This is a genomic window from Miniphocaeibacter halophilus (assembly GCF_016458825.1).
Classification (GTDB): Bacteria; Bacillota; Clostridia; order Tissierellales; family Peptoniphilaceae; genus Miniphocaeibacter; species Miniphocaeibacter halophilus.
This window is the reverse complement of the sequence record NZ_CP066744.1, coordinates 874,871-899,908: the sequence shown is the minus strand read 5'-3', so window position 1 is coordinate 899,908 and position 25,038 is coordinate 874,871. Positions and strand designations below refer to the sequence as shown.

Here is a 25,038-nt window from a genome sequence, read left to right as displayed (position 1 = left end):
TTATGAAAAAGTTTAAGAAAGGATTGTCATTCTTGGTACTTTCCTTTATGTTGTTAAATATTATATTACCAATACAAACGCTGGCATCAACAACAGGAGAGGTAAATGTTAAAGTAAATTGGTCTGATAATGAAAATAAAAATGGCAAAAGACCGGAATCTGTAGAGGTTGAATTATTTGCAAATGAAAAGTCTGTAGGTACAGCCACTTTAAATGAGAGGGGTAAATGGTCTTATAAATGGGCTGGTTTAGCTAAGGAAGAAAAAGGCAAGGCTATAAACTACACTGTAAAGGAAAAGACTTTTCCTAGTGAATACATAATAAGCAAAAATACAAAGGGTGGATTAATTACAATTACTGCTACTTATAAGGTTGAGGAAAATAAAGTAGTAGAAACCAGCTCTACAAAGGCTCCTAAAGTAGAGGAAAAAATTACCTTAGCAAAGGCTGAAACACCAAAAGCGACAGAAGCTCCTAAGGTAGAAGAAGATAAACAAACTACAGTAGCAACAGAAGAAACTAAACAAGCTAAAGAAACTAAGGCACCGGAAGTAACTACTGTAGTAGAAACGAAGGAAGAAAAAATAAGTGTTAAGGTAAGAAATGTTTGGGAGGATAATAATAACTCCAAAAACCTTCGTCCTGCAAGTATAAAAGTGCAGTTAAACAAGGGTGGAACAGCTGTAAATGAACCTGTAGAATTAAATGAAGGTAATAATTGGACATATACATGGTCAGATTTAGACAAGGCAGACGATTATACAGTTACTGTAGTAGAGCCGGCTAAAGACTATGATTTTGTTTATAATAAAGAGAAGGAAACAATAACAGCAACCTTAAAAGAAGAACCTACAGCACCAGCTGAAACAACATCAATAACAGCGGAAAAAGTATGGAAGGACAATGGCAATAAAACAAAAGCACGTCCAAGCTATGTGGAAGTTCAACTATATAAGGACAATAAGGCAACTGGAGAAGCAGTAAAGCTTGATGCCAATAATAAATGGACTCATACTTGGGATAATTTACCAAAAACAGAAAATGATAAAAATATAGAATATACTGTTAAAGAGGTAAATGTTCCAAAAGGGTACGAAGTAAGCTATGATGCAAAAAGCAAGGTCGGAAGGGTTTATGTAATAAATACTATAAAACCGGTTGAAGTTGAAACGACATCAATAACAGCGGAAAAAGTCTGGAAGGACAATGACAATAAAACAAAAGCGCGTCCAAGCTATGTAGAAGTTCAACTATATAAGGACAATAAGGCGACTGGAGAAGCAGTAAAGCTTGATGCCAATAATAAATGGACCTACACTTGGGATAATTTACCAAAAACAGAAAATGGTAAAAATATAGAATATACTGTTAAAGAGGTAAATGTTCCAAAGGGATACGAAGTAAGCTACGATACAAAAAGTAAGGTTGGAAGGGTTTATGTAATAAATACTATAAAAACAACTCCTACAGACAATAATAAAACATCAGTTACTGTAGAAAAGAAATGGGATGACAAAAATTCTAAATCTAGACCTACAAGTGTAGAGGTTAGACTATATAAAAATGGCAAGGCAATAGGACAAACTGTTAAACTTGATGAAAAAAACAAATGGAAATATACATGGACCAATTTAGATAAAACAGAAAATAGTAAAACAGTTAAATATACTGTTAAAGAAGTAAATGTTCCAAGGGGATACGAGGCTAAATACAGTACGGACAGAAAAACAGGTAATTTAATAGTTACTAATACTTTAAAAACAACAAGTGTAGGAAGAAGTACAACTAGAAGACAATTACCAAAAACCGGTATAGCTAGTACATTAGGAACATCTATTGCAGGACTAGGATTAGTACTGGGAGGAATAAGTCAATTTAAGAAAAAAGATGACTAAGGTTCATGTTATAAAAAGGCGGATTTACTTTTAGTAAATCCGTTTTTTTATATTGCATAATTTTAGAGTATTTATTTTTCTACATAATATAGTAGAAAGCTGATATAATAGACAAATAGGGCAATTGTAAATCTGCTGTAATAAAATATGCTATAATTATTTGAAGAAGGAGGTATTATGAAAGCAATTTGCGTATTTAACCAAAAAGGTGGAGTAGGAAAAACCACGACAGTCGTAAATTTATCGGCAGCTTTAGGGCTTAAAAAGAAAAAAGTCTTAGTAGTTGATCTTGACCCTCAAGGGAATAGTTCATCCGGTTTTGGTATAGATAAAAACACATTAGAGCATAATGTTTATGATTTATTTATTAATGATACTTTACCGATTTCTGAATTAATATATAAAACTGAATCTAAAAACGTTGATATAATACCTTCAAATACAGCTTTGTCAGGAGTAGAAGTAGAACTTATTAATATAGCTGACAGGGAATCGATTTTAAAAAAAGCTTTAAGGGATTGTAAGGATTACGATTATATTATAATGGACTGCCCGCCTTCTTTAGGAATTCTTAGTATTAATGCACTAACAGCATCGGATTCTGTTTTAATTCCAATCCAAAGTGAATATTACGCACTGGAAGGTGTAAGTCAATTAGTAGAAACTATAAATTTAGTAAAAAAATCTTTAAATAAGAAGTTAGAGGTTGAAGGTGTTTTAATTAGTATGTTTGATGGAAGAAATAATCTTTCATTAGAGGTAGTTGAGGAAGTTAAAAAATATTTTAAAAACAAGGTTTTTAAAACTATTATTCCAAGAAATGTTCGTCTTGCAGAAGCTCCTAGTTATGGGGAAAGCATTTTTGATTATGATGAAAAATCCAAAGGGGCTATTGCGTATGAAAAGTTGGCTAAAGAAATAATCAAGAATAATAAATAGGTGATATGATGGCAAGAAAAAAAGGGTTAGGTAAGGGGTTAGAAGCATTAATCCCACAAGATATAGAAGAGACTATTGAAGATGGAGAAGTTCAAGAACTGGAATTAAATAAAATTTTTCCTAGAAAAGATCAGCCAAGAAAGGAATTTGACGAAGAATCCCTAATGGAGTTAAGGGATTCAATTTTAGAATTTGGAATAATTCAACCGATTATTGTTAGACAAAAAGATGATATTTATGAAATTGTTGCAGGGGAAAGAAGATACAGGGCGGCTTCTTTAGCGAAATTAGACAAAATTCCTGTTAGAATTATGGATATTGACGATGAAGACATTAAGGAAATATCCATAATTGAAAATATTCAAAGGGAAGATCTTAACCCTTTTGAAGAAGCTATGGCTTACGATGAGTTAATGAAGGAATTTAATTATACTCAACAGGAGTTAAGTGAAAGAATTGGTAAAAGTAGATCCTATATAGCCAATACTATTAGACTTTTAAAACTCGATCCGGAAATATTGGACCATTTAAAAGAGGGAAATATTACATCAACACAGGCTAGGTCCTTGCTATCTATTAAGGATAGGAAAAACAGATTTAAGATGTTAGATAAATTATTGTTAAAACAATCTAATGTTAGAGATGTAGAGAAACTTACTACTAAAAAAAGAACTAAGGATATTTATCAACAGGAATTGGAAGAAAAACTTGTTGAAAGGTTAGGAACAAAAGTAAATTTGAAACCTAAAAGAAAAGGTGGGAAAATTGAAATAACATATATGAACAATGATGACTTAGAAAGAATATTAGAAATAATAGGAGGTTAATTATTATGTTTATTGACATGGGACTTGTTGAATACTTGGAAAAAACAAAGAGTAAGGATATGCCGGGTGGAGGTTCGGTAGTAGGCTATACGGGAGCCTTAGGTGCAGCTTTGACTATGATGGTTGCTAATTTAACATATGGAAAAAAATCCTTTGAATCCTTAGATGAATCCATTAAAGATGAAGTAAAAAAAGACTACGATAAAATGGACGCTTTAATAGAAGAGCTAAAGAAAATGGTAGATGAAGATGCTAAATCCTTTGATGGAGTTTTAGATGCTTATAAATTACCAAAGGAAACAGATGAGGAAAAAGCTTTTAGAAAGCAAAAAATTCAAGAGGGATACAAGGTTGCAATGGATGTTCCATTAAGGACTTGCGAATTGATTTTAGAATGTATGAGAAATCAAAGATCCTTTGCAAAATATGGAAATATTTATGCAATTACAGACCAGGGAGCCGGAACCTTGTTATTGGCAGCAAGTGGCGAGGCTGTTTTATTAAATGTAATAATTAACTTAAATAGTATTGATGAAGGTCCTTATAAGGAAGAAGTAAAGGAAAAACTAGCTAAATATACTAAGGAAATAAAAGAATTAAAAGAAGAGTTAATGGATAGCTGTTATGGTAGATTAGAAATTATGAAATAGAATTTGAGGGGTAACTTTGATATATTTTGATAACGCTGCAACTACATTTCCAAAACCGGAAATAGTTTATGAAAAAACATTAGACGCAATGAAAAACTTTGGTGCAAATCCTGGCAGGTCAGGGCACAGACTTTCTTTAAAAATGGACAGGGAAATTTTTGATGTGAGGCAAAAACTAACGGATTTTATTGGAGGGGACAACCCTTTAAATCTTATTTTCACTAAAAATTGCACAGAGAGTTTAAACATTGCAATAAAAGGTATTGTAGAAGAGAAAAGTCATGTAATTACTACAGCTATGGAGCACAATTCTGTTCTTAGGCCTTTAAAACAACTGGAAAATATTGGCTATATCGATTTAACAATAATTCCTGCTAATGAATTAGGATTAATAGATATAGATGATATAAAAAACGCTATTAGAGAAAATACGAAATTATGTGTAATTACAATTATGAGTAATCTAGTTGGAACTATAACGGAAATAGATAAAATTTCGGAAATATTAAAAGAAAATAATATAAAACTAATAGTAGACGCAGCTCAGGGAATAGGTTATTTAAATATAGATGTTATTAAGTCAAATATAGATATTCTTTGTTTTCCGGGACATAAATCATTATTTGGTCCAATGGGAACAGGTGCCCTGTATATTAATGGGGACTTAGAATTAAAAACCATAATGGAAGGTGGAACAGGAAGTTTTTCCCTAGACTTAAACCAACCAAAAGTTTATCCTGACAGATTAGAAGCAGGTACCTTAAATGGGACTTCCATAGTAGGCCTAGGCGCAGGAATAGACTTTATAAATGAAGTAGGACTAGAAGTTATAAGGAATCATGAAAACCAATTAAAAAATAAGTTTATAGATGGATTAAAAAATATAAAGGAAATAACTGTATACGGTCCAAAAGATAGTAGACAAGGTCATGTTGTACCTATAAATATAAAGGGTTTGGATTCATCAGAATTGGCTTTTAAACTAGATGATGAATATGGAATTTGTGTAAGAGCAGGTTACCATTGTGCTCCTTTAGCACATAGGAGTATAGGAACAGAAAAATTAGGAGCAGCGCGTTTTAGCTTCTCGTATTTTAATACTTTAGAAGAAGTACAAAAAGCGTTGGAGATTTTAGAAAAAATTGCGAAAGAGGTAACTAATGGAAACATTTAAAACTATTGTACAAACAGGAAGTTTTTTCTTGTTTATTCTTTTAGCATTTTTTATGTTTGTAGCTTTTTCTAATATATTTAAATTAAATAAAAAAATTAATAGATTAAAAAAAAGATACGATAATATTCTAAAGGGCAAAGGGGAGCTGAATTTAGAAGAAGTTCTAGTTGCACATTCTGAAGATATTGACAAGATTAAGGCAGAAATGGGAAACATAATATCTGTACAGGAAGTAATAAAGTCAGATGTTTCTAGGTCCATTCAGAAAGTTGGATTTCATAAATATGATGCCTTTCCGGAACTTAGAAATAGATTATCATATACTCTAGTCTTGCTAGATAGTTATAATAACGGCGTTATGATAACCAGCATATATGGTAGAGAGAGCTCGGTGTCTTTTTCAAAGGAAATAGAAAAGGGAAAAGCCAAGGCCAATATTTCAGATGATGAAAAAATCGCCTTAGATAAGGCACTGAACACATATTGAAAATGAAATTCATGATACTATACTTATATATACTTAAATAGGAGTGAGTAATATTGAATATTATAGAATCTATTAAAGAAAAAGTAGCTGGAAAAAATATGAAAATTGTATTTCCAGAAGGTGAGGACAAAAGGGTTTTAGGTGCAGCAATAAAACTTAAGAATGAAGGTTTAATTGAACCTATAATGCTTGGAGATATTGAAGAAATAAAAAAGACTGCAAAGGAAAATTCTTTTGATATTTCTAAACTACAAATTATTGAAATTGAAAAATATGATGAGTTTGATGCATTAGTAGATGCTTTTGTTGAAAGAAGAAAAGGAAAAGCAACAAGAGAACAAGCAGTAGAAATGCTAAAGACAGTTAACTATTTTGGAACTATGTTAGTTTACACAGGAAAAGCCGATGGCTTAGTAAGTGGAGCAGTATTTTCAACAGGAGATACTGTAAGACCGGCATTACAAATAATAAAAACTAGACCGGGAGTTTCAAGAACTAGTGGAGCAATGTTAATGTTAGGACAAAATGGCGAAAAATATATGTTTGCCGATATTGCTATTAATATTACATTAGAACCACAAGAATTAGCAGAAGTAGCTGTAGAAACAGCAAAAACAGCTAGAATTTTTGATATAGATCCAAAAGTTGCAATGCTAAGTTTCTCAACAATGGGTTCAGCAAAACACGAACTTGCTGAAAGAGTTGCAGAAGCTACAAAAATAGCTAAAGAATTAGCACCGGATTTAGCTTTAGATGGCGAAATGCAATTTGATGCAGCTGTAGCACCGGAAGTAGGAGCTAAAAAAGCACCAAATTCACCGGTAGCCGGAAAAGCTAATGTATTTGTGTTCCCAGACCTACAAGCTGGAAACATAGGTTATAAGATAGCACAAAGACTTGGAGGATATGAGGCAATAGGACCAATTTTACAAGGATTAAATATGCCAATATCAGACCTTTCAAGAGGAAGTAACGAAGAGGATATTTACAAACTATCATTAATAACAGCAGCACAAGCATTAGAAAAATAAAATTATGTACTAAGATTAGCACTGGAGAAATCCGGTGCTTTTTTTATTTAGTTTCTTTGGTAAATAGTGTTGGAGAAGATTTTGATTTTCCTTAACCAACACTATAAATTTTAGAACCTTTTTATAAAATGTTTTTCAAATCTTTTGATACCTGTAAAAGTTTTTCTATCATGTCGGATTTTATTTCATTACTTACTCTTATACTTGGAGTAGATATACTTATTGCAGCAATTGCTTCTTCGCCTCTTAACACTGGAACTGCTATACAAAAAAGTCCCTCGACACTTTCCTCATTATCAATAGCGTATCCACATTTTCGTATGTTTAATAGTTCATTTTTAAATATATCAGGATCTGTTATGGTCGTATTGGTCAATTTAATTAAAGGTTTTCTAAGAATATATTCTAAATTTTCTTCAGAATTGAAGGCCAGTATAGCTTTTCCCACAGCTGTTGCATGTATGTAGTTCTTCTTGCCTATACCCGTGCGGAAAAAAAGTTTTTTTTCAGATTCTTCTACTGCTATATATATTATACTGTCATCTTCTTGTACTGAACAATGGACGGTTTCTCCAAAATAATCTCTTAATTTAACCACATGTGGTTTGACAGTTTTTATAATTAAGTTGTTCTCTTTTATGTGATCGGAAAAAGAAAGCATTTTCCAACTTAAATAATATTTTGAATTCTCAGGGTTTTGATTCAAATATCCAAGTTCATATAATGTTTTTACTATTCTAAAACAAGTGCTTTTAGGTAGATCAATGTTGCTGACAATATCTTTAATGCTTAATTCATTTTTATTTAGAATTAAAAATAATTCAAGAATGTTCATAGCTCGTTCAATTGATTGGATCATAAAAATAGCCCTCCCTTATAAGTTAAGTAATAAGAATTTTGTATATATTATAACATAAGTTAAATAGTGAGAAATATAATGTCAATTCAAATTGACAAAAGTCTAAACTTATGGTTTAATAAAGGCAAGAAATACGAAACATAATGCCGTATAACGAGACGAAAATCGAAGTGATTATATTAATTATTAATTTATAACACTATAAATTAATCAAGAAAGGAGAGGGAATATTGTAATTGTATAAACAATGATGAAAGATTGGTAAAAATGTTTAGAGATTTTTAAAAATGAAAAGACTAACTATATGAAGTCAATAAAAAAATAAAAAATAACATAAACAACGAAATAATTAAAAATAAGCATACAAAAAACAAACTCAACATTAAAAATTGAAGAGGAAAGATATTATTTAGGCATAAACTCCAAATTATTTGTTAACGAATGATAAAGAACCCTAACAACCTTTTTAGCAACATGAGTAATAGCAACATTATGACACTTACCTTTATTACGTTTCTTTTGGTAATAACCTTTAAAACTGTTATCTCTCATGCTTATTAGCCTAGCAGCATGAATTAAAGCCCATATTAAATAAGAGAAATCTCTTTTAATCGTAGACACATTGTTAGCTCTAAAATTACCGATTGATGAGTAGAGGGATCAAGTCCTGTAAAAGCTACAAGCTTTGAAGTAGAAGAAAATCCATGAATATCACCTAACTCAGATAGAATAATAGAACCAAGAATATATGAGATACTAGATATTGTCAAAATAGGACTTTGAATATTATTCATAATAGATTTTATCTCATTATCAAGCAATAAAATCACTTCTTCAATATCATTAATTAAACGAATGATTTGTTTAAGTTAAAAACCTAAAGCTCTACTCTCCGAACCTATGGAATTATTAGTTGAGTTCCTAATTTGAATAGCATTATCCTTAGAATACTTACCTTGGAGTTTTTCTTAAGAATATTGGTAAATTTAGTAAGGTAAGCCTTATATCAAATTAAGAAAAGGAAACTTGCAAAGTGTAGCTATAGTAAATTTTTGATTAACAGAATAAAGACAATAAGTAAGTTCAGGAAACATAATATCGACAATATGATCAAGAGATACCTAGATAGGCTACACTAAATAGGACAGTTTTATACCAAACATGATAGAATCTAGATAATAAAAACAAGGAGTTAAATCATGAGTGGTATAGATGAGAGATACGATAATAAATTTAAAGAACAAATGGAGAAAATCTATAATCAAGGAAACCATATCTATCGAAGTCTAAGTAAAAAATATGAAATTTCAACAGCTGCATTAAGAAGTTGGTAACGAGATATAATAATTCCAAGTCATTTAAAATTGATGATAATAAAACAGAGGAAGAAAAAGAATTAATAAGACTTCTCAGCAATTAAAGATGGAAAATGATATTTTAAAGCGAACCAAACTACTACCGGGTAAAAATAGATTTAATAATATCGAATCGTGATAAATATAGCATTAGTGCTATGTGTAGTTTGTTTAAAATTCATAGATTTATTCTTTATTATTATCTAAATAAATCTAATTTTAAACTAGTAGAGCAGGTAAAAGAAATATTGGGAAGAGTAAAAATAACTATGGAATTATAAAAAAAAGATAAACTAAGAATATTAGAATATCCGATTTCTAGACGCAAAATATCTAAGATCATGTAAAAAAATAGTTTGATTTCTGATTATACAGTAGCACAATATAAAGTACACAATTTAAAATGGAATGAAGCAAAAACAAAAAAATATATTAGATAGAGAATTAAAAAAGGAATAGATAGGGCTGCTCATAGAGGATTATATTACGCAATGGGCTATTTAGAAGAAGAGTTGAATAAACCTTTAATTGCAGTAGTAAATACTCAAAGTGAAGCGTTACCGGGGCATGTTCATCTAGATACAATATGCAATGCGGTAAAGGAAGGAATTCTAGTTGCAGGAGGAAGGCCGATAGAAGTTTCTACTTTAGCTTTATGCGATGGACTAGGGCAGGGGAATTACGGTATGCATTATCCTTTAGCTAGTAGAGAATTAATAGCGGATTCTATTGAATGTATAGTAAATGGACATCAATATGATGCTATGGTGTTGATTACAGGTTGTGATAAGATTACCCCCGGAATGCTTATGGCTTGCTTGTGCAAGGTTGGATATACCTGCTGTTATGATAAGTGGTGGCCCTATGGCGACAGGATGCTTCGAGGGAGAAAAAGTAGGATATACAGATTTGATTGAAGCACAAGGGGAAGTAAAACGGGAGTTAATGACAAGGGAAAAATTAACTGAATTTGAAAAAAAGTGCTTTGCCTGGCTGTGGAGCATGCAATATTATGGGAACAGCAAATTCCATGGGTTTTTTAACAGAGGCATTGGGTTTGTGTTTACCCGGCAGCACATATCCGGCTACATTAGGAAAAAGAATTGCTTTAGCTAAAAATACTGGGAAAAAAATAATGGAATTATTGAATAAAAATATTATACCAAAGGATATATTGACGAATGAAGCTTTTGTAAATGCTTTAACGGTAGATATGGCAATAGGGGGATCTTCTAATACTTTATTGCATTTAACTGCTATTGCAAATGAGGCTGATATAGAATTCAATATGGATGTTGTGGAAAAAATAAATGAAAGAACGCCTCAGTTAGTTAAAATAAAACCCTCAGGCGCACATTTTACGGCAGATTTGGATAGGGCTGGAGGGATAGCCGCTCTCATGAATGTGCTAAGGAAGTTAAGTATATTAGAGGATCATTTAACAGTAACTGGAAAAAATGTTTTTGCCGAGATTGAAAACACGGTTGTTTTGGATAAGGATGTAATAAGGGATGTCGACAACGCCTATTCAAAAACAGGTGGGCTTAAAGTTTTATATGGTAACTTGGCTCCTGATGGATCGGTTTGTAAAAAAGCAGGTGTTTTACCAGAAATGATGAAACATAGAGGCCCAGCTATAGTATTTGAGAAGGAAGAGGAAGCAACGGAAGCTATATTCAATGGGGAGGTAAAGGCTGGAGATGTAGTTGTTATAAGGAATGAAGGACCTAAGGGTGGACCTGGAATGAGGGAGATGCTTACCCCAACTTCTTCAATAATAGGAATGGGATTGGGAAGCTCTGTGGCTTTAATAACCGATGGAAGATTTTCTTGAGCAACAAGAGGTGCAGCAATAGGGCATGTATCACCTGAAGCGGCAGAAGGAGGACCGATAGCTCTAATCAGAGATGGGGATATAATTTCAATTGATATAGAGGAAGGAAAAATAGAGATAGAAGTTTCTCAAGAGGAGTTGGAAAAAAGAAGAAGATTTTGGGCTCCTGTTCAACCTCCGGTAAAAAAGGGCGGTTACTTAGATAGATATTCGAAATTGGTTACTTCAGCTATGAGCGGAGCTGAATTTAAAAGATAGGGAGGATAATAGTGTGAAAAAACCAACGATTAATGATTTAAAACAGCATAAGATAGATGGAACTAAATTTAAGATGATCACGGTGTATGATCATCAAATAGCCTCAATTGTAAATAGAACCAACATAGATATGATATTAGTTGGAGATTCCTTGGGAATGATAATTAAAGGAGAAGAAGGGACCAATGGAGTTACAATAGATGAAATACAATATCATTTAAAATGTGTATGAAAGGGTGCACCGGATAAATTCATAGTTGGAGATATGCCGTTTATGTCATATCAGGCTTCTAGAGAAGATGCGATTAAAAATGCGGGGAGTCTTATATCCCTTGGAGCTGATTGCGTAAAAATGGAAGGCGGATTAGCTATTATGGATAAGATTAAAGCCGTTACTGAAATAGGTATCCCGGTAATAGCACATATTGGATTAACGCCATAAACAGCTGGCAGTATTGGAGGATTTAAGGTACAAGGGAAAGGAAAGGAAAATGCAAAAAAACTTTTAGAAGAGGCTAAAAAAGGCAGAAAAATCAGGTGCATTTGCTATAGTGTTGGAATGTATTCCGACTTTACTGGCAAATAAGATAGAAGAAAGTATTGACATTCCCACAATAAGCGTAGGAGCTGGCCATAATACTACCGGTCATAATATAAATGCATATGATTTATTAGGAATGTTTGATAGCTTTGTACCTAAATTTGTAAAACAATATGCTAATTTAGGTGAAGATATGGTAAATGCTTATAATCAATGGTGTGAAGAAATAGATAATGGAATATTTCCAGGGCCTGAGCATGGATATAAAATGAATTCTGATGATATTCCGGACTAGAAGGAGATAATAATGAAGAAAAAAACGATTTTAGATCTATATGATATGAAGAAAAAGGGCGAAATTGCTACATGGATGACAGCGTATGACTATCCAATGGCATCTTTTGCAGAACAAGCAGGGATAGATATGATTTTAGTAGGTGATTCTCTGGGGATGATAGTCTTAGGCTATGATGGGACAGTTCCTGTAACGATGGAGGATGAAATATCTCATTGTAAGGCTGTAAGAAGAGGGGCACCAAGTACTTTTATAATTGGCGATATGCCATTTGGAAGTTATCAAGAATCTACAGAGCAAGCAGTTCGTAATGCTGTAAGGTTTTTAAAAGAGGCAGATGTAGATGCTATAAAATTAGAAGGTGGAATACGTGTAGCAGATAAGATTAAAGCCATTGTAGATGCCGGCATAGTTGTTTTTGGGCATATTGGATTGACTCCTCAAAGTTCAGGAGCTCAAGGTGGGTTTAAGGCTCAAGGACGTAATGCGGAAAGTGCAAGATATGTTATTGAAGATGCTATAGCTGTTGAAAAAGCTGGTGCACAAGCTTTGCTAATTGAAGGGGTGCCAGATGAAATTACAGCTTTTATTAAAGAATTATTATCTATTCCGGTATATTCAATAGGCGCGGGAATATCAGCAGATGGACAATTGTTGATATGTGGTGATTTCTTAGGAATGTTTCAAGAGTTTACTCCTAAATTTGTAAAGAAATATGCTAGTATAGCTGAAGTTGCAATAGGTGGCATAAAGGATTATATAAATGAAGTAAAGAATAAGGAATTCCCAAAAGATGAACATTGTTATCATATTATAAAAGGGGAAGAAGATAAGGTAAAGAAATTATTTGAAGAATATAAATAAAATTATAATATCAACAAGAAAAATATTTACGATAAAGAAATAGGAGGAGCTAATGAGCTATACTATGTATCTACCAAGTTATTCTATAGGTGAAGATGTTTTTAAATTAATTCCTCAAATTTGTAGTAAATATGGTAATACTTGCGTTTTTATAGGAGGAAAAACTGTATTAGAAAAGATTAAACCACATATAGAGAATTCGATAGGAGATTCGGTTTTGAGTATATTAGATTATATCTGGTATGGAGGAAATGCAACATATGAAAATGCAGAAAGACTTGCTAAGAATGAATATGTAAAAAGAGTCGATATAATTTTTGGAGTAGGTGGAGGAAGAGCCATAGATACTGTAAAATATGTACGTGAAATAACAAAAAAACCTTTCTTCACAATTCCTACAATAGCTGCTACTTGTGCAGCCGTTACGAAGAATTTTGTAATGTATTATCCGAGTGGTGAATAGAGAAATTTATATTTTTATGATGAAACTCCAATACATTCATTTATAAACACTAAGATTATAGCAGAGGCTCCAGAGGAATATCTATGGGCAGGTATAGGGGACACAATTGCAAAATTTTTTGAAAGTGATTTTTCCGCTAGAGGTGATCTTTTAGACCATCCTAATATGATGGGAATTAATTTAGGACAATTATGTTGGTCGGAAATAAGGAAATATGGTGAGAAGGCATATTTAGATTGTAGTAGAGATCTAGTTAGTAAAGAATTGGAAGCTGTTATTTTAGCTAATATAATTACAACAGGAATAGTTTCGGGTACTATAACACATTAGTATTATAATGCTGGTTTAGCGCATGCGTTATATTATGGATTTACTTTATTATCTCAGATAGAGAGGAAACATCTGCATGGCGAGGTTGTAGCTTATGGCGTATTAGTCTTGGCTTTTCTGGATGAAGAATATAGAGAAAATTATCTAGATGACTTACTTAGTTTTTATAAAAAAATTGGATTACCAATAAGGTTGAAGGATTTGGATGTAGAAATGGAAGAAATGGATGCTGTTATAGATAAGGGAATAGAAACAGGAGAAATAGAACATTCACCATATGATATTAACCATAATATGATAAAAAAGCTATAGTAGGATTAGAAAAACACAATAGAATTTAATAATAAGGTCTTGACTTTAAGTCAAGACCTTTAAGATGGAGAATTAAATATGAATAATACAATTAAGCACCAATTAGAACATAGAACTATTAGGGAATTTAAGGATAAAGAAATACCTATGGAGTGGATGAAAGAATTTGTAGAGGTTATAAGAAGAACAGCGAGTAGTACAGGAATGCAAACATATTCGATAATTAGGGTTACAAGTACGGATCTAAAAGAAAAAATTGCAAAAGTATGCGGACAAGAATATGTAAAAAGAGCACCAGAGTTGCTTATCTTTATTGCAGATGCCTTTAGAAATAACCAAATAGCAGAGGAATTAACAGGGAAGGAGTATTCAGAGAGCCATGATATGGATAGGTTTTTTCAAGGATGGACAGATTCCTGTTTAGCTGCTCAAAATCTAACTAATGCAGTTGAGTCTAAAGGATTGGGAGCTGTTTATCTCGGATCGATTTTAAATGATGCCGAAAAAATCATTGATCTATTAAAGTTGCCTAAATTAACATTTCCCGTTTTAGGTGTAGGATTTAGATATCCAAATCAAGAACCGCAAATAAAGCCTAGAATGGAAATGAAATTAAGACTATTTGAAAATGAATATGTGACATTTGAAAATTATTTAAGGGAATTAGAGGATTATAACGAAGAAATGCAAACATATTATGATTTAAGAGAAGCTAATCGAAGAGTAGATAGCTTCAGTCAACAAGTTGTTACAAGACTAAAAAATACATTGGAAAATAGAACTAAAATATTAAAGGTAATAATGAAACAAAGTTTTGAATTAAAAATTAATTAATATTTAAATAATTACTTGACTAAAAAATAAATACTTGCTATTATGATTAAGCGCTTAAAAAACGAGGAACAAAATATTTAATAAAATATAAAAGTTTTTCGAAATAATAGTTGACAAAAAGAAATACCCTATGGTATACTTAAAAAGTTGTCACGAGAGTGCAGCAAGAACCTAGACAAAAGAAAAGTGTAAAAAACTTTGAGAAAAAGTACAACCAAAACAATAATTTTCGGTGTAAAATTAAGAAGAAGTCAGCAAGAGCTGAATCAAACATTTAATTGAGAGTTTGATCCTGGCTCAGGACGAACGCTGGCGGCGTGCTTAACACATGCAAGTCGAACGAGAATCTTATCAGTGGAAACTTCGGTAGAAACAGATAAGAGGAAAGTGGCGAACGGGTGAGTAACGCGTGAGCAACCTGCCTTACACAAAGGGATAGCCTCGGGAAACCGGGATTAATACCATATGAGACCCCGTTGGCGAATGCCAAAGAGGTTAAAGATTTATCGGTGTAAGATGGGCTCGCGTCTGATTAGCTAGTTGGTAGGATAAAAGCCTACCAAGGCAACGATCAGTAACCGGCTTGAGAGAGTGAACGGTCACATTGGAACTGAGACACGGTCCAAACTCCTACGGGAGGCAGCAGTGGGGAATATTGCACAATGGGGGAAACCCTGATGCAGCGACGCCGCGTGAGCGACGAAGGTTTTCGAATCGTAAAGCTCTGTCCTTGGAGAAGATAATGACGGTAACCAAGGAGGAAGCACCGGCTAAATACGTGCCAGCAGCCGCGGTAATACGTATGGTGCGAGCGTTGTCCGGAATTATTGGGCGTAAAGGGTACGTAGGCGGTATAGCAAGTCAGATGTTAAAGCGTGGGGCTCAACCCCATAAAGCATTTGAAACTGTTAAACTTGAGTAGTGGAGAGGAAAGTGGAATTCCTAGTGTAGCGGTGAAATGCGTAGATATTAGGAGGAATACCAGTTGCGAAGGCGACTTTCTGGACACAAACTGACGCTGAGGTACGAAAGCGTGGGGAGCAAACAGGATTAGATACCCTGGTAGTCCACGCCGTAAACGATGAATGCTAGGTGTTGGGGGTCAAACCTCGGTGCCGAAGTTAACACATTAAGCATTCCGCCTGGGGAGTACGGTGGCAACACTGAAACTCAAAGGAATTGACGGGGACCCGCACAAGCAGCGGAGCATGTGGTTTAATTCGATGCAACGCGAAGAACCTTACCAGGGCTTGACATATATGCGCTAGCACTAGAGATAGTGGGTTCTCTTCGGAGACGCATATACAGGTGGTGCATGGTTGTCGTCAGCTCGTGTCGTGAGATGTTGGGTTAAGTCCCGCAACGAGCGCAACCCCTATATCTAGTTACCAGCAAGTAAAGTTGGGGACTCTAGATAGACTGCCGGTGACAAACCGGAGGAAGGTGGGGATGACGTCAAATCATCATGCCCTTTATGTCCTGGGCTACACACGTGCTACAATGGCCGGTACAGAGGGAAGCGAAGTCGTGAGGCGAAGCGAATCTCAGAAAGCCGGCCCCAGTTCGGATTGTAGGCTGCAACTCGCCTACATGAAGCCGGAGTTGCTAGTAATCGCAAATCAGCATGTTGCGGTGAATGCGTTCCCGGGTCTTGTACACACCGCCCGTCACACCACGGAAGTTAGTAATACCCGAAGCCGTCAAGCTAACCGCAAGGAGGCAGACGTCGAAGGTAGGATTAATGACTGGGGTGAAGTCGTAACAAGGTAGCCGTATCGGAAGGTGCGGCTGGATCACCTCCTTTCTAAGGAGTACAGTGCAGTAATTAGAGTACAATAAGGAAATAAAGTACTGCATTAAGCCTTAACAAATCATAGATTTGAATAGGACTAACGGTTTTTTACACTTTTGTTTATGTTCATGAACATTGAAAATAAAATAGTAATAAATATTTCTGGTCAAGCGACTAAGGGCATAAGGTGAATGCCTTGGCACTAGGAGCCGAAGAAGGACGCGACAAGCAGCGAAAGCGACGGTTAGGAGCAAATATCCAACGATCCGTCGGTATCCGAATGGGGAAACCCACTTAGACAAACTCTAAGTATCCATATCCCAACCAATTAAGATATGGAAGGAAACCAGGTGAACTGAAACATCTAAGTAACCTGAGGAAAAGAAAGAAAACTCGATTCCCGTAGTAGCGGCGAGCGAAGAGGGAAGAGCCCGACATAAGAGAATACAACAACAAGAATTAGAAGAATTGCCTGGGAAGGTAAGCCGTAGAGAGTGAAAGCCTCGTATTCAAAAATTCAAGAAGTTGCTCTTAGAAAGAGTACCACGAAACACGAGAAATTTTGTGGGAATATGGGAGGACCACCTCCCAAGGCTAAATACTACCTAGTGACCGATAGCGAATAGTACCGTGAGGGAAAGGTGAAAAGAACCCCGGGAGGGGAGTGAAAAAGAACCTGAAACCTTATGCCTACAAGCAGATAGAGCATCAATAAGATGTAATATCGTACTTTTTGTAGAACGGGCCAGCGAGTTATGATATGTAGCAAGATTAATCGTTTAAGACGAGAAGTCGTAGGGAAACCGAGTCTGAATAGGGCCAAAGTTGCATATTGTAGACCCGAAACCAGGTGATCTATCCATGTGCAGAGTGAAGTTCAAGTAAAATTGAATGGAGGCTCGAACCGGGTATGGTTTAAAACATATCGGATGACGTGTGGATAGGGGTGAAAAGCCAATCGAACCTGGAGATAGCTGGTTCTCCTCGAAATAGCTTTCGGGCTAGCCTTAACGTAGTAATTGGAGGGGGTAGAGCACTGATTAGTCTAGGGGCATATAATGTTACCGAAACTTATCAAACTCCGAATACCTCTAAATTAGCGTTAGGAGTCAGACTATGTGGGATAAGCTTCATAGTCGAAAGGGAAAGAGCCCAGACCACCAGCTAAGGTCCCAAAATATAGATTAAGTGGAAAAGGATGTAACACTACTTAGACAACCAGGATGTTGGCTTAGAAGCAGCCACACATTTAAAGAGTGCGTAATAGCTCACTGGTCAAGTGGTGATGCGCCGAAGATTACCGGGGCTAAAATCTAATACCGAAGCTGTGGAACGAGTAATCGTTGGTAGAGGAGCGTTGTGTAAAGGAAGAAGCAAAACTGTAAGGTTTTGTGGACATTACACAAGTGAGAATGCTGGCATGAGTAGCGAAAAGGTGAGTGAGAATCTCACCCGTCGAAAGCCTAAGGGTTCCTGGGGAAGGCTCGTCCACCCAGGGTAAGTCGGGGCCTAAGCCCAGGCCGAAAGGCGTAAGCGATGGATAACAGGTAGAAATTCCTGTACTATCTCAAGCGATTGAGAGAAGTGTTGACGCAGAAGGATATACTTAGCGCACGGAAGGAAGAGTGCGTCCAAGTAAGTAGGTGGTAGGAGTAGGAAAATCCGCTCTTGCATAACACTGAGATACGATGGGGAGCGAAAAACAAGTAGTGAAGAAGTAGATTCCACGCTGCCAAGAAAAGGCACTATCGAGCGAAGAGATACCCGTACCGCAAACCAACACAGGTAGGCGAGGAGAGAATCCTAAGACGCGCGGAAGAACCTTTGTTAAGGAACTCGGCAAAATGACCCCGTAACTTCGGGAGAAGGGGTACCATGAGACGTATATGTTAAACACAAAAAGCGAAGCATGGTCGCAGAGAATAGGCCCAAGCGACTGTTTACCAAAAACACAAGTATCTGCTAAATCGAAAGATGAAGTATAGGTGCTGACACCTGCCCGGTGCTGGAAGGTTAAGGGGAAATGTTAGGGGTAACCCAAAGCATAGAACTTAAGCCCCAGTAAACGGCGGCCGTAACTATAACGGTCCTAAGGTAGCGAAATTCCTTGTCGGGTAAGTTCCGACCCGCACGAAAGGTGTAACGATTTGGGCACTGTCTCAACAAAGGATCCGGTGAAATTGTAGTACTCGTGAAGATGCGAGTTACCCACGGCAGGACGGAAAGACCCCGTGGAGCTTTACTGCAGGCTGACATTGGATTTTGGTATTAAATGTACAGAATAGGTGGGAGACTAAGAAACTAGGGCGCCAGTCTTAGTGGAGTCCCAAGTGGGATACCACCCTTTTAATGCTAAAGTTCTAACCTGGTACCTTGAAACAGGTACAGGGACACTGTCAGTTGGGCAGTTTGACTGGGGCGGTCGCCTCCTAAAGAGTAACGGAGGCGTTCAAAGGTTCCCTCAGAATGGTTGGAAATCATTCACAGAGTGCAAAGGCAAAAGGGAGCTTAACTGTGACACCAACAAGTGGAGCAGATAGGAAACTAGGACTTAGTGATCCGGTGGTACCGAGTGGAAGGGCCATCGCTCAACGGATAAAAGCTACCCCGGGGATAACAGGCTTATCTCCCCCAAGAGTTCACATCGACGGGGAGGTTTGGCACCTCGATGTCGGCTCGTCTCATCCTGGGGCTGGAGAAGGTCCCAAGGGTTGGGCTGTTCGCCCATTAAAGAGGCACGCGAGCTGGGTTCAGAACGTCGTGAGACAGTTCGGTCCCTATCCGCCGTGGGCGTAAGAAATTTGAGAGGAGCTGTCCCTAGTACGAGAGGACCGGGATGGACAGACCGCTGGTGTATCAGTTGTTCCGCCAGGAGCACAGCTGAGTAGCTAAGTCTGGTCGGGATAAGTGCTGAAGGCATCTAAGCACGAAGCCCCCCTCAAGATGAGATTTCTTTTTCAGAGATGAAGAGAGATACCATGAAGAAAATGTGGTTGATAGGTCAGAGGTGTAAGAGCAGTAATGTTTTTAGCTAACTGATACTAATATATCGAAAGCTTGACCAGGAATATTTATTACTATTTTTTGAAGCCGTAACCCAGTTTGTGAAACAATTGAGGTAGGGCTAATGACTAACAGAAGTCTATAGACAGTTAGGAAAAACAATGTTACAATAGAAAAAGTTAATATAGGGTGAAGATAGCGGAAGGGATACACCTGTACCCATCTCGAACACAGAAGTTAAGCCTTTTAGCGCCGATGGTACTATGATGGAAACGTCATGGGAGAGTAGGTATTTGCCCAACAATATTCCCTGTACGATTTAATCGTATGGGGAATTTTTTGATATAAAGGCGTACTAAAGTAGTGGAGTATATTATTGGATTATATTTTTGTGCTTTTAACTCCAGTAAAATCCATAAGCAATTTATTTAAATCCCATTTTGAAAAAGCATATGGTAAATTGACTATTAATTGCATATATGTTTCATTAATATTTAATTTGTCAGTTTCTAAATGCAGTATTTCAATATTATTATCTTCCAATAAGTTAACAAATCCTTCAAAATCGAAATCTTTATTTAGGGTGTTAATATATACTATTTCTTCACTATGCTCGAAGAATTTAAATTTTAATTTAGATAAAAACCATTGTAATGATATAACAAGAAGTGTACAAAGAATTCCCAATAAAATCATACCAGCTCCAATTGCCATAGATATTATTGCAGTTGTCCAAATTCCAGCAGCTGTAGTAAGTCCACTTATATTTTTATCCCTTCTTACGAAAATAATACCCGCACCAAGAAAACCAATGCCTGAAACTACTTGAGCAGCCATTCTATTTGGATCTCCTTGGTAATTAGGAAAACCATAAGCAGATAGAATCATACATAGACAAGCACCTAAAGCTACAATTCCGTGAGTTTTTGTACCGGCATTTTTGTTTTTATAATCTCGTTCAAAACCAATAGCAAAACCACAAATAATAGCAATAATAATTCTAATTATATAAAGTAAATTACTATTATAGATTAAATCTAATAATTTATTCATAATTCATTCCTTTCTATTATAATTTAAGTATACTAAATGAAAATGTAATAAACAAACAGATATAAAAAACCAAAAGTTAATTAATGATTTTATTAAATTTACTTTATACAGTATAATAGGAAAGAGAACATTTTTTATGAGGTATGATAATGAAAAGAGAAAATAATAATTTTAATGAAGAAAGTACAGATAAATTAGATATATCTGAAATTAATAGAAAATTTTATGAACAACAATATCAGGAACAGGAAGAAGAAAAAAAAGAAAAACAGAAAAAAGAAAGACTATAAATAAAAAAACTAGGACTAAGAAAAAAAGGAATTTTACTCCGATTTTAGTTTTTTTAGTTACCTTATTGTTGTTTTCAACCATAGCATTGGCAATATATACAATTTCTATTAATAAAAAAATTAACGATAAAATTGATGAATCAAAATTATCTAAAGAAACGGAAGTTACCGATGAATTAAAGCCAACTACAGATATGTCTACTGAAGAACCAGAAGAAGATGATGAAGATTTTGGTGAATTTGAAGAAATCACAGGTAGTTTAACACAAGATTTGAACTTTAGATCAGGTCCGGGCTATGAATATGAAACAATAGGAACAATTCCTAGAGGTACAGAGGTTTCAGGTTATATTGATAAAAGTGGATGGTTAAAAATTGAATATAATGGACAAACAGGTTACATAGGTCCTCAATATGTTGAATAAAACTTTTTAATCATAGGATAAGAAGGTTTAAAGATATATTTAAGAGTAGAAGTTAGAAGTTTCTACTCTTTTTTTATTATTTTTTAAATTGCTAGATATTTAACTTAATTCTATAAAAGCTATTTATAGACATTTTTATTTTTCTAAAAATATATTGTTTTTTTACTATTGTAAGTTTAATTTAGTCTTTTATGTATTAAGATATTTTGACTTTAAATTTAGAGAATTTAAGAATATTATTTTGAGATAATTTATTTTATTGAATTTTTTTATTGTCAGATAAAAATTTATTAGCCATTTCTTTGTTTAATTGATAGTTTCTGTTTACTATACGTAAAAAATTTTTATTACATAACTCATTTATTTGCCTACTAATTGTTACTCTTGTAGAGTCTATAATCTCTCCGAGCTCTTGGTGAGTAAAATATTTTTCTAAATTGTACCATTGAGAACCTTTTTCGGAATTATCATAATCAATTAGTGAACAAAAAATTTGTTTAAGTCTATCCTTACTATTATTAAATGATAAATTTGCTATTTCATATCTTAAGATTAAACATTTTTCAGAATATCCTTTAATAATATTATCTTGAAAATTTTTACTTGTTGCCATTAGTTTCTTTATAGATTCATCAGGGATTTTATAGAGTATACAATCATCAACTGTTTCAGAATAAAGTCCAGTAGGTATATTAAGAAAATATGGAGATTCAGCAAAAAATCTACCACGACTTAATACATATAGTAATTTTACTACACCATCTTCAGAAATCATATAATGTTTTGTGCTACCTTTAAAAATATAATATATACCGTCTATTTTTTCACCAGGTTGTGAAAAAATATAATGTTTTGGGAATTTGCATTCTGTAGAAATTGGTAAAATTAAATCCTCTAATTCAGAATCGTAAATATCTTCAGTTCTTTTTAATAATCCTAAGTCCATTATTTAATCTCCTTATTAATGTAACTTCTGCTATATTGTAACATATTATACATTGTAAACAATGATACGGAAAATTTCAACAAGATGAAATATACTGTAGTTACAAAATATTAGAGAGGTGTATTTATATGAGAATGTCAGGTTCATGGGTAGCAATGCCAACTCCATTTGATAGTAAAGGTGAAATCGATTTTGGTGCTTTTAAATTATTAATAGACCGCCAAATTCATTATGGAACATCAGCCTTATTTATATTGGGGTCAGCAGGTGAAACAACTTTACTTAGTTTGGATGAGAAAAAAACGATTATCAAAGAAGTAATAAAACTAACAAAGGGTAAAATTATAACTTTCTTTGGGTGTTCAGCATTATCTACAAATGATAGTATACATATTGCCCAATATTGTGAGGCAGAAGGTGCTGATGGAGTTATTTTTACAATCCCACCATATTTATTAATACCCCAAACATCAGTATTAACTCATTTTGACAAATGTATGTCATCTGTGAAAATTCCTTGTGGAGTTTATAACAACCCAAGCAGACTAGGAGTTAACATAGAGCCAAAAACAATTGCAGAACTTTCTTCAAAACATCCTAATTTTATTGTAGACAAGGAAGCTATGGCAAATGTAAGTCAACTTGTGGAAGTAAAAAGGTTAGTGGGAGATTCTTTAGATATTTTATGCTGTGATTATCCTAAATACTCTATTATTTTACCTACGTTGGCTGTAGGAGGTACAGGAACAGCTAATATTGGAGGTAATATTATACCGGAAGAAGTAGCTAAATACTCAAGACCATGGGATAGCTATGAAAAGGTTGTGGAAGCTAGAGAAGGTGTTTTTAAATGGCAACCTCTATTAACAGAATTATATAAGCTAACTAATCCTATAGTTATAAAGGCTGCTTTTAAAGTATTAGGATTACCTGGCTATACATTAAGATCTCCTCATGAGGATTATGTAGGACCACATTTTGATAAGTTAAAAGATTTGATGACAGAAATGGGAGTAGTTGAAAAGTATTCAATTAAGTAAGTAGACTATGAAAAATAGATTCTAAAAATCAAGGAATTATGTTTTAAATTGAAAGGGGTTATATTTTAACAATATTGTCTTTGATTTTTAGAATCTAGATAAAAAATTTAGAGGGTTTTAAATGGATAAGAAAATATATGTAATAAAATATGAAGAAAACGAAGATATTAAAGAAAAAATAGAAAAATTTATGCAGGAAAAACAATGGGATGAGGCATATATAAGTGGTGGAATTGGATCTGTTAAAAATCTTTTATTTACAGCTCCTAAGGACAATACATTACCTCCGGTTGTTGAAAAGACTTCAATGGAAGGTCCGGGTGAATTGGTATCTATTGTAGGTGAAATTATGCCGATAGATAAGATAGATGAGTCCTTGAAAGCTATTTATAAAGATGAGGAAAGCGATTTTTTCATACATCTTCATGCATCGGTAGGATTAAAAGATGGTAAGGTGTATGGTGGTGGGTTACATAAAGGAAGAACCTTTAGAGGATTAAAACTCTATATACAAGAAATATAAAATCAATATATAGGAGGGCTATATATGAAAAGAAAATGTTCGTTATTTTTACTTGTAGTTTTACTTTTATTCTCTGTAACATCTTGTGGAAAATCTAGTAATACTAAAAAGTATTCAGTGGGAGGAGGTTCAGTAGGAGGAAACTTTTATTTAATGGGCGGAGGAGTTGCAAATACATTAAATAATTATATTAACGATAAATATATATATTCCGCTGAAACTACTGGAGGAAGTAGTGCGAATTTAGTTATGCTTCAAGATGGAAATGCAGAATTTGGAATTTCAATGACAGCATCTATTGCAGAAGCTATTGAGGGAAAAGCGAAATGGACAGATGGAAAATCCTTTGACAAACTTAGAGGAGGACTTGCATTATATCCATCTTGGTTGACTATATATACATTGAAAAGCTCAGGAATAGAAACCTTAGACGATTTAAACGGAAAGGTTGTAGGTTTAGGTTCAAAGGGAATGGCTATGGATTCGGTATTTCGTGAATTTTTTGAAAGTAGGGGCATTAAGCCTTCACAAATACATAATGATGGGCATAGTGCTACAGCAACGGCTATTGATAATGGGATAGTTGATGCAGCGGTTCTATTTTCATACCCACCTTTTGCATCTATTAGTGAATTGGAAAGTACCAAAGATTTAAATTTTGTTGAGTTATCAGAGGAAGAACAAAAGGAATTAGTGGATACTTACAGTTTTTATACTGCAAGTGATATGCCGGGAGGTTCTTATAAAGCGGCAAAAGATGATATAAGAAGTGTTTCGGAATGGAATATGTTAGTTACCAGTGTAGATGTTCCAGAAGAAGATGTTTATATTGCTGTTAAAACTTTACTGGAGCATCAAGATGATATGTTGGCAGTACATGGTAGTGCAAAATATATGACACCGGAAAATATATTAAATTATAATATACCATTGCATTTAGGAGTTATTAAATATTTAGAAGAATTGGGAATAGAGATTCCAGAAGAATTATTACCTGAAGAATATAACAAAAAATAAA

General features: G+C 34.4%; 24 protein-coding genes, 3 rRNA genes and 3 pseudogenes. 26 read left to right on the top strand and 4 right to left on the bottom strand.

What is annotated here, in order from left to right:
• Nucleotides 1-2: 2 nt before the first annotated feature.
• The 7 genes from JFY71_RS04395 (at nucleotide 3) to pta (ending at nucleotide 7,003) form a co-directional block, all read left to right on the top strand.
• Complete coding sequence (locus JFY71_RS04395; RefSeq protein WP_243661828.1) at nucleotides 3-1,895, top strand: Cna B-type domain-containing protein; 1,893 nt, start codon at nucleotides 3-5, stop codon at nucleotides 1,893-1,895.
• 177 nt (nucleotides 1,896-2,072) lie between these two features.
• Entirely contained in the window at nucleotides 2,073-2,834 is a 762-nt protein-coding gene (locus tag JFY71_RS04390; protein WP_338041871.1) for a ParA family protein, read from the top strand.
• Between the two features lie 5 nt (nucleotides 2,835-2,839).
• Entirely contained in the window at nucleotides 2,840-3,661 is an 822-nt protein-coding gene (locus JFY71_RS04385) for a ParB/RepB/Spo0J family partition protein (protein WP_243661827.1), read from the top strand.
• Between the two features lie 5 nt (nucleotides 3,662-3,666).
• Nucleotides 3,667-4,311, top strand: a complete 645-nt coding sequence (locus tag JFY71_RS04380) for a cyclodeaminase/cyclohydrolase family protein (protein ID WP_243661826.1) — start codon at nucleotides 3,667-3,669, stop codon at nucleotides 4,309-4,311.
• Nucleotides 4,312-4,327: 16 nt separating this feature from the next.
• Nucleotides 4,328-5,485: an aminotransferase class V-fold PLP-dependent enzyme gene (locus JFY71_RS04375; RefSeq protein WP_243661825.1), complete on the top strand. Its 1,158-nt coding sequence runs from the start codon at nucleotides 4,328-4,330 to the stop codon at nucleotides 5,483-5,485.
• On the top strand, nucleotides 5,472-5,972 hold the full coding sequence (locus JFY71_RS04370; RefSeq protein ID WP_243661824.1) for a DUF4446 family protein: 501 nt from the start codon (nucleotides 5,472-5,474) through the stop codon (nucleotides 5,970-5,972). The genes JFY71_RS04375 and JFY71_RS04370 overlap by 14 nt, the downstream gene beginning before the upstream one ends.
• Before the next feature lie 53 nt (nucleotides 5,973-6,025).
• On the top strand, nucleotides 6,026-7,003 hold the full coding sequence (gene pta / locus JFY71_RS04365) for a phosphate acetyltransferase (RefSeq protein WP_243661823.1): 978 nt from the start codon (nucleotides 6,026-6,028) through the stop codon (nucleotides 7,001-7,003).
• Between the two features lie 121 nt (nucleotides 7,004-7,124).
• Here pta and JFY71_RS04360 read toward each other — a convergent pair whose 3' ends face one another.
• Nucleotides 7,125-7,862, bottom strand: a complete 738-nt coding sequence (locus JFY71_RS04360) for an IclR family transcriptional regulator (protein ID WP_243661822.1) — start codon at nucleotides 7,860-7,862, stop codon at nucleotides 7,125-7,127.
• Nucleotides 7,863-8,449: 587 nt separating this feature from the next.
• The gene (locus tag JFY71_RS12175; RefSeq protein ID WP_420846429.1) at nucleotides 8,450-8,656 is read right to left on the bottom strand and encodes a transposase; all 207 of its coding nucleotides are present in this window, start codon (nucleotides 8,654-8,656) and stop codon (nucleotides 8,450-8,452) included.
• A 405-nt stretch (nucleotides 8,657-9,061) separates the two neighbouring features.
• On the opposite strand from JFY71_RS12175, the gene JFY71_RS12025 reads away from it, so the two are divergent.
• From JFY71_RS12025 to rrf, 14 genes and pseudogenes are all read left to right on the top strand, one after another.
• Nucleotides 9,062-9,196, top strand: a complete 135-nt coding sequence (locus JFY71_RS12025) for a hypothetical protein (protein ID WP_263457752.1) — start codon at nucleotides 9,062-9,064, stop codon at nucleotides 9,194-9,196.
• Between the two features lie 512 nt (nucleotides 9,197-9,708).
• Nucleotides 9,709-10,134: a dihydroxy-acid dehydratase domain-containing protein gene (locus JFY71_RS12020; protein ID WP_263457751.1), complete on the top strand. Its 426-nt coding sequence runs from the start codon at nucleotides 9,709-9,711 to the stop codon at nucleotides 10,132-10,134.
• Nucleotides 10,064-10,333, top strand: coding sequence for a hypothetical protein (locus tag JFY71_RS12015; RefSeq protein ID WP_338041870.1), 270 nt, complete (start codon nucleotides 10,064-10,066; stop codon nucleotides 10,331-10,333). The genes JFY71_RS12020 and JFY71_RS12015 overlap by 71 nt, the downstream gene beginning before the upstream one ends.
• Nucleotides 10,230-11,309 (top strand): annotated as a pseudogene (locus JFY71_RS04355) (dihydroxy-acid dehydratase domain-containing protein). The gene JFY71_RS12015 and the pseudogene JFY71_RS04355 overlap by 104 nt, the downstream one beginning before the upstream one ends.
• A gap of 13 nt (nucleotides 11,310-11,322) precedes the next feature.
• Nucleotides 11,323-11,751, top strand: a pseudogene (locus JFY71_RS12170) (3-methyl-2-oxobutanoate hydroxymethyltransferase).
• Between the two features lie 88 nt (nucleotides 11,752-11,839).
• Nucleotides 11,840-12,145, top strand: a pseudogene (locus JFY71_RS12165) (3-methyl-2-oxobutanoate hydroxymethyltransferase); the annotation flags it as partial.
• A 12-nt stretch (nucleotides 12,146-12,157) separates the two neighbouring features.
• Entirely contained in the window at nucleotides 12,158-13,009 is an 852-nt protein-coding gene (panB, locus tag JFY71_RS04345; protein ID WP_243661821.1) for a 3-methyl-2-oxobutanoate hydroxymethyltransferase, read from the top strand.
• Between the two features lie 52 nt (nucleotides 13,010-13,061).
• Nucleotides 13,062-13,472 carry an iron-containing alcohol dehydrogenase gene (locus JFY71_RS04340; RefSeq protein ID WP_243661820.1) on the top strand — a complete coding sequence of 137 codons (411 nt, stop codon included), beginning with the start codon at nucleotides 13,062-13,064 and terminating at the stop codon, nucleotides 13,470-13,472.
• A 165-nt stretch (nucleotides 13,473-13,637) separates the two neighbouring features.
• Entirely contained in the window at nucleotides 13,638-13,802 is a 165-nt protein-coding gene (locus tag JFY71_RS04335; protein WP_243661819.1) for a hypothetical protein, read from the top strand.
• A gap of 108 nt (nucleotides 13,803-13,910) precedes the next feature.
• A complete protein-coding gene (locus JFY71_RS04330) occupies nucleotides 13,911-14,114 on the top strand; it encodes a hypothetical protein (protein WP_420846428.1) in 204 nt (67 codons plus the stop codon).
• A 78-nt stretch (nucleotides 14,115-14,192) separates the two neighbouring features.
• A complete protein-coding gene (locus JFY71_RS04325) occupies nucleotides 14,193-14,948 on the top strand; it encodes a nitroreductase family protein (protein WP_243661818.1) in 756 nt (251 codons plus the stop codon).
• Between the two features lie 274 nt (nucleotides 14,949-15,222).
• Nucleotides 15,223-16,752: ribosomal RNA gene (locus tag JFY71_RS04320) — 16S ribosomal RNA — on the top strand.
• A gap of 152 nt (nucleotides 16,753-16,904) precedes the next feature.
• Nucleotides 16,905-19,805, top strand: a 23S ribosomal RNA gene (locus JFY71_RS04315).
• A gap of 123 nt (nucleotides 19,806-19,928) precedes the next feature.
• A 5S ribosomal RNA gene (gene rrf, locus JFY71_RS04310) occupies nucleotides 19,929-20,045 on the top strand.
• Together the 16S, 23S and 5S rRNA genes form the textbook arrangement of a ribosomal RNA operon.
• A 79-nt stretch (nucleotides 20,046-20,124) precedes the next feature.
• On the opposite strand, the gene JFY71_RS04305 is transcribed toward rrf, so the two are convergent.
• Nucleotides 20,125-20,796 carry an MgtC/SapB family protein gene (locus JFY71_RS04305; RefSeq protein ID WP_243661817.1) on the bottom strand — a complete coding sequence of 224 codons (672 nt, stop codon included), beginning with the start codon at nucleotides 20,794-20,796 and terminating at the stop codon, nucleotides 20,125-20,127.
• A 149-nt stretch (nucleotides 20,797-20,945) separates the two neighbouring features.
• On the opposite strand from JFY71_RS04305, the gene JFY71_RS04300 reads away from it, so the two are divergent.
• A complete protein-coding gene (locus JFY71_RS04300) occupies nucleotides 20,946-21,086 on the top strand; it encodes a hypothetical protein (protein WP_243661816.1) in 141 nt (46 codons plus the stop codon).
• Nucleotides 21,087-21,151: 65 nt separating this feature from the next.
• Complete coding sequence (locus JFY71_RS04295; protein WP_243661815.1) at nucleotides 21,152-21,511, top strand: SH3 domain-containing protein; 360 nt, start codon at nucleotides 21,152-21,154, stop codon at nucleotides 21,509-21,511.
• A gap of 256 nt (nucleotides 21,512-21,767) precedes the next feature.
• Here the strand turns inward: JFY71_RS04295 and JFY71_RS04290 are convergent, their stop codons facing one another.
• On the bottom strand, nucleotides 21,768-22,457 hold the full coding sequence (locus JFY71_RS04290) for a Crp/Fnr family transcriptional regulator (protein ID WP_243661814.1): 690 nt from the start codon (nucleotides 22,455-22,457) through the stop codon (nucleotides 21,768-21,770).
• Between the two features lie 128 nt (nucleotides 22,458-22,585).
• On the opposite strand from JFY71_RS04290, the gene JFY71_RS04285 reads away from it, so the two are divergent.
• The 3 genes from JFY71_RS04285 (at nucleotide 22,586) to JFY71_RS04275 (ending at nucleotide 25,037) form a co-directional block, all read left to right on the top strand.
• Nucleotides 22,586-23,497 (top strand): dihydrodipicolinate synthase family protein, encoded by a 912-nt coding sequence (locus JFY71_RS04285; RefSeq protein WP_243661813.1) that lies wholly within the window; start codon nucleotides 22,586-22,588, stop codon nucleotides 23,495-23,497.
• A 121-nt stretch (nucleotides 23,498-23,618) separates the two neighbouring features.
• On the top strand, nucleotides 23,619-24,020 hold the full coding sequence (locus JFY71_RS04280) for a PPC domain-containing DNA-binding protein (RefSeq protein WP_243661812.1): 402 nt from the start codon (nucleotides 23,619-23,621) through the stop codon (nucleotides 24,018-24,020).
• A 24-nt stretch (nucleotides 24,021-24,044) separates the two neighbouring features.
• Entirely contained in the window at nucleotides 24,045-25,037 is a 993-nt protein-coding gene (locus tag JFY71_RS04275; protein ID WP_243661811.1) for a TAXI family TRAP transporter solute-binding subunit, read from the top strand.
• Nucleotide 25,038: the final 1 nt, after the last annotated feature.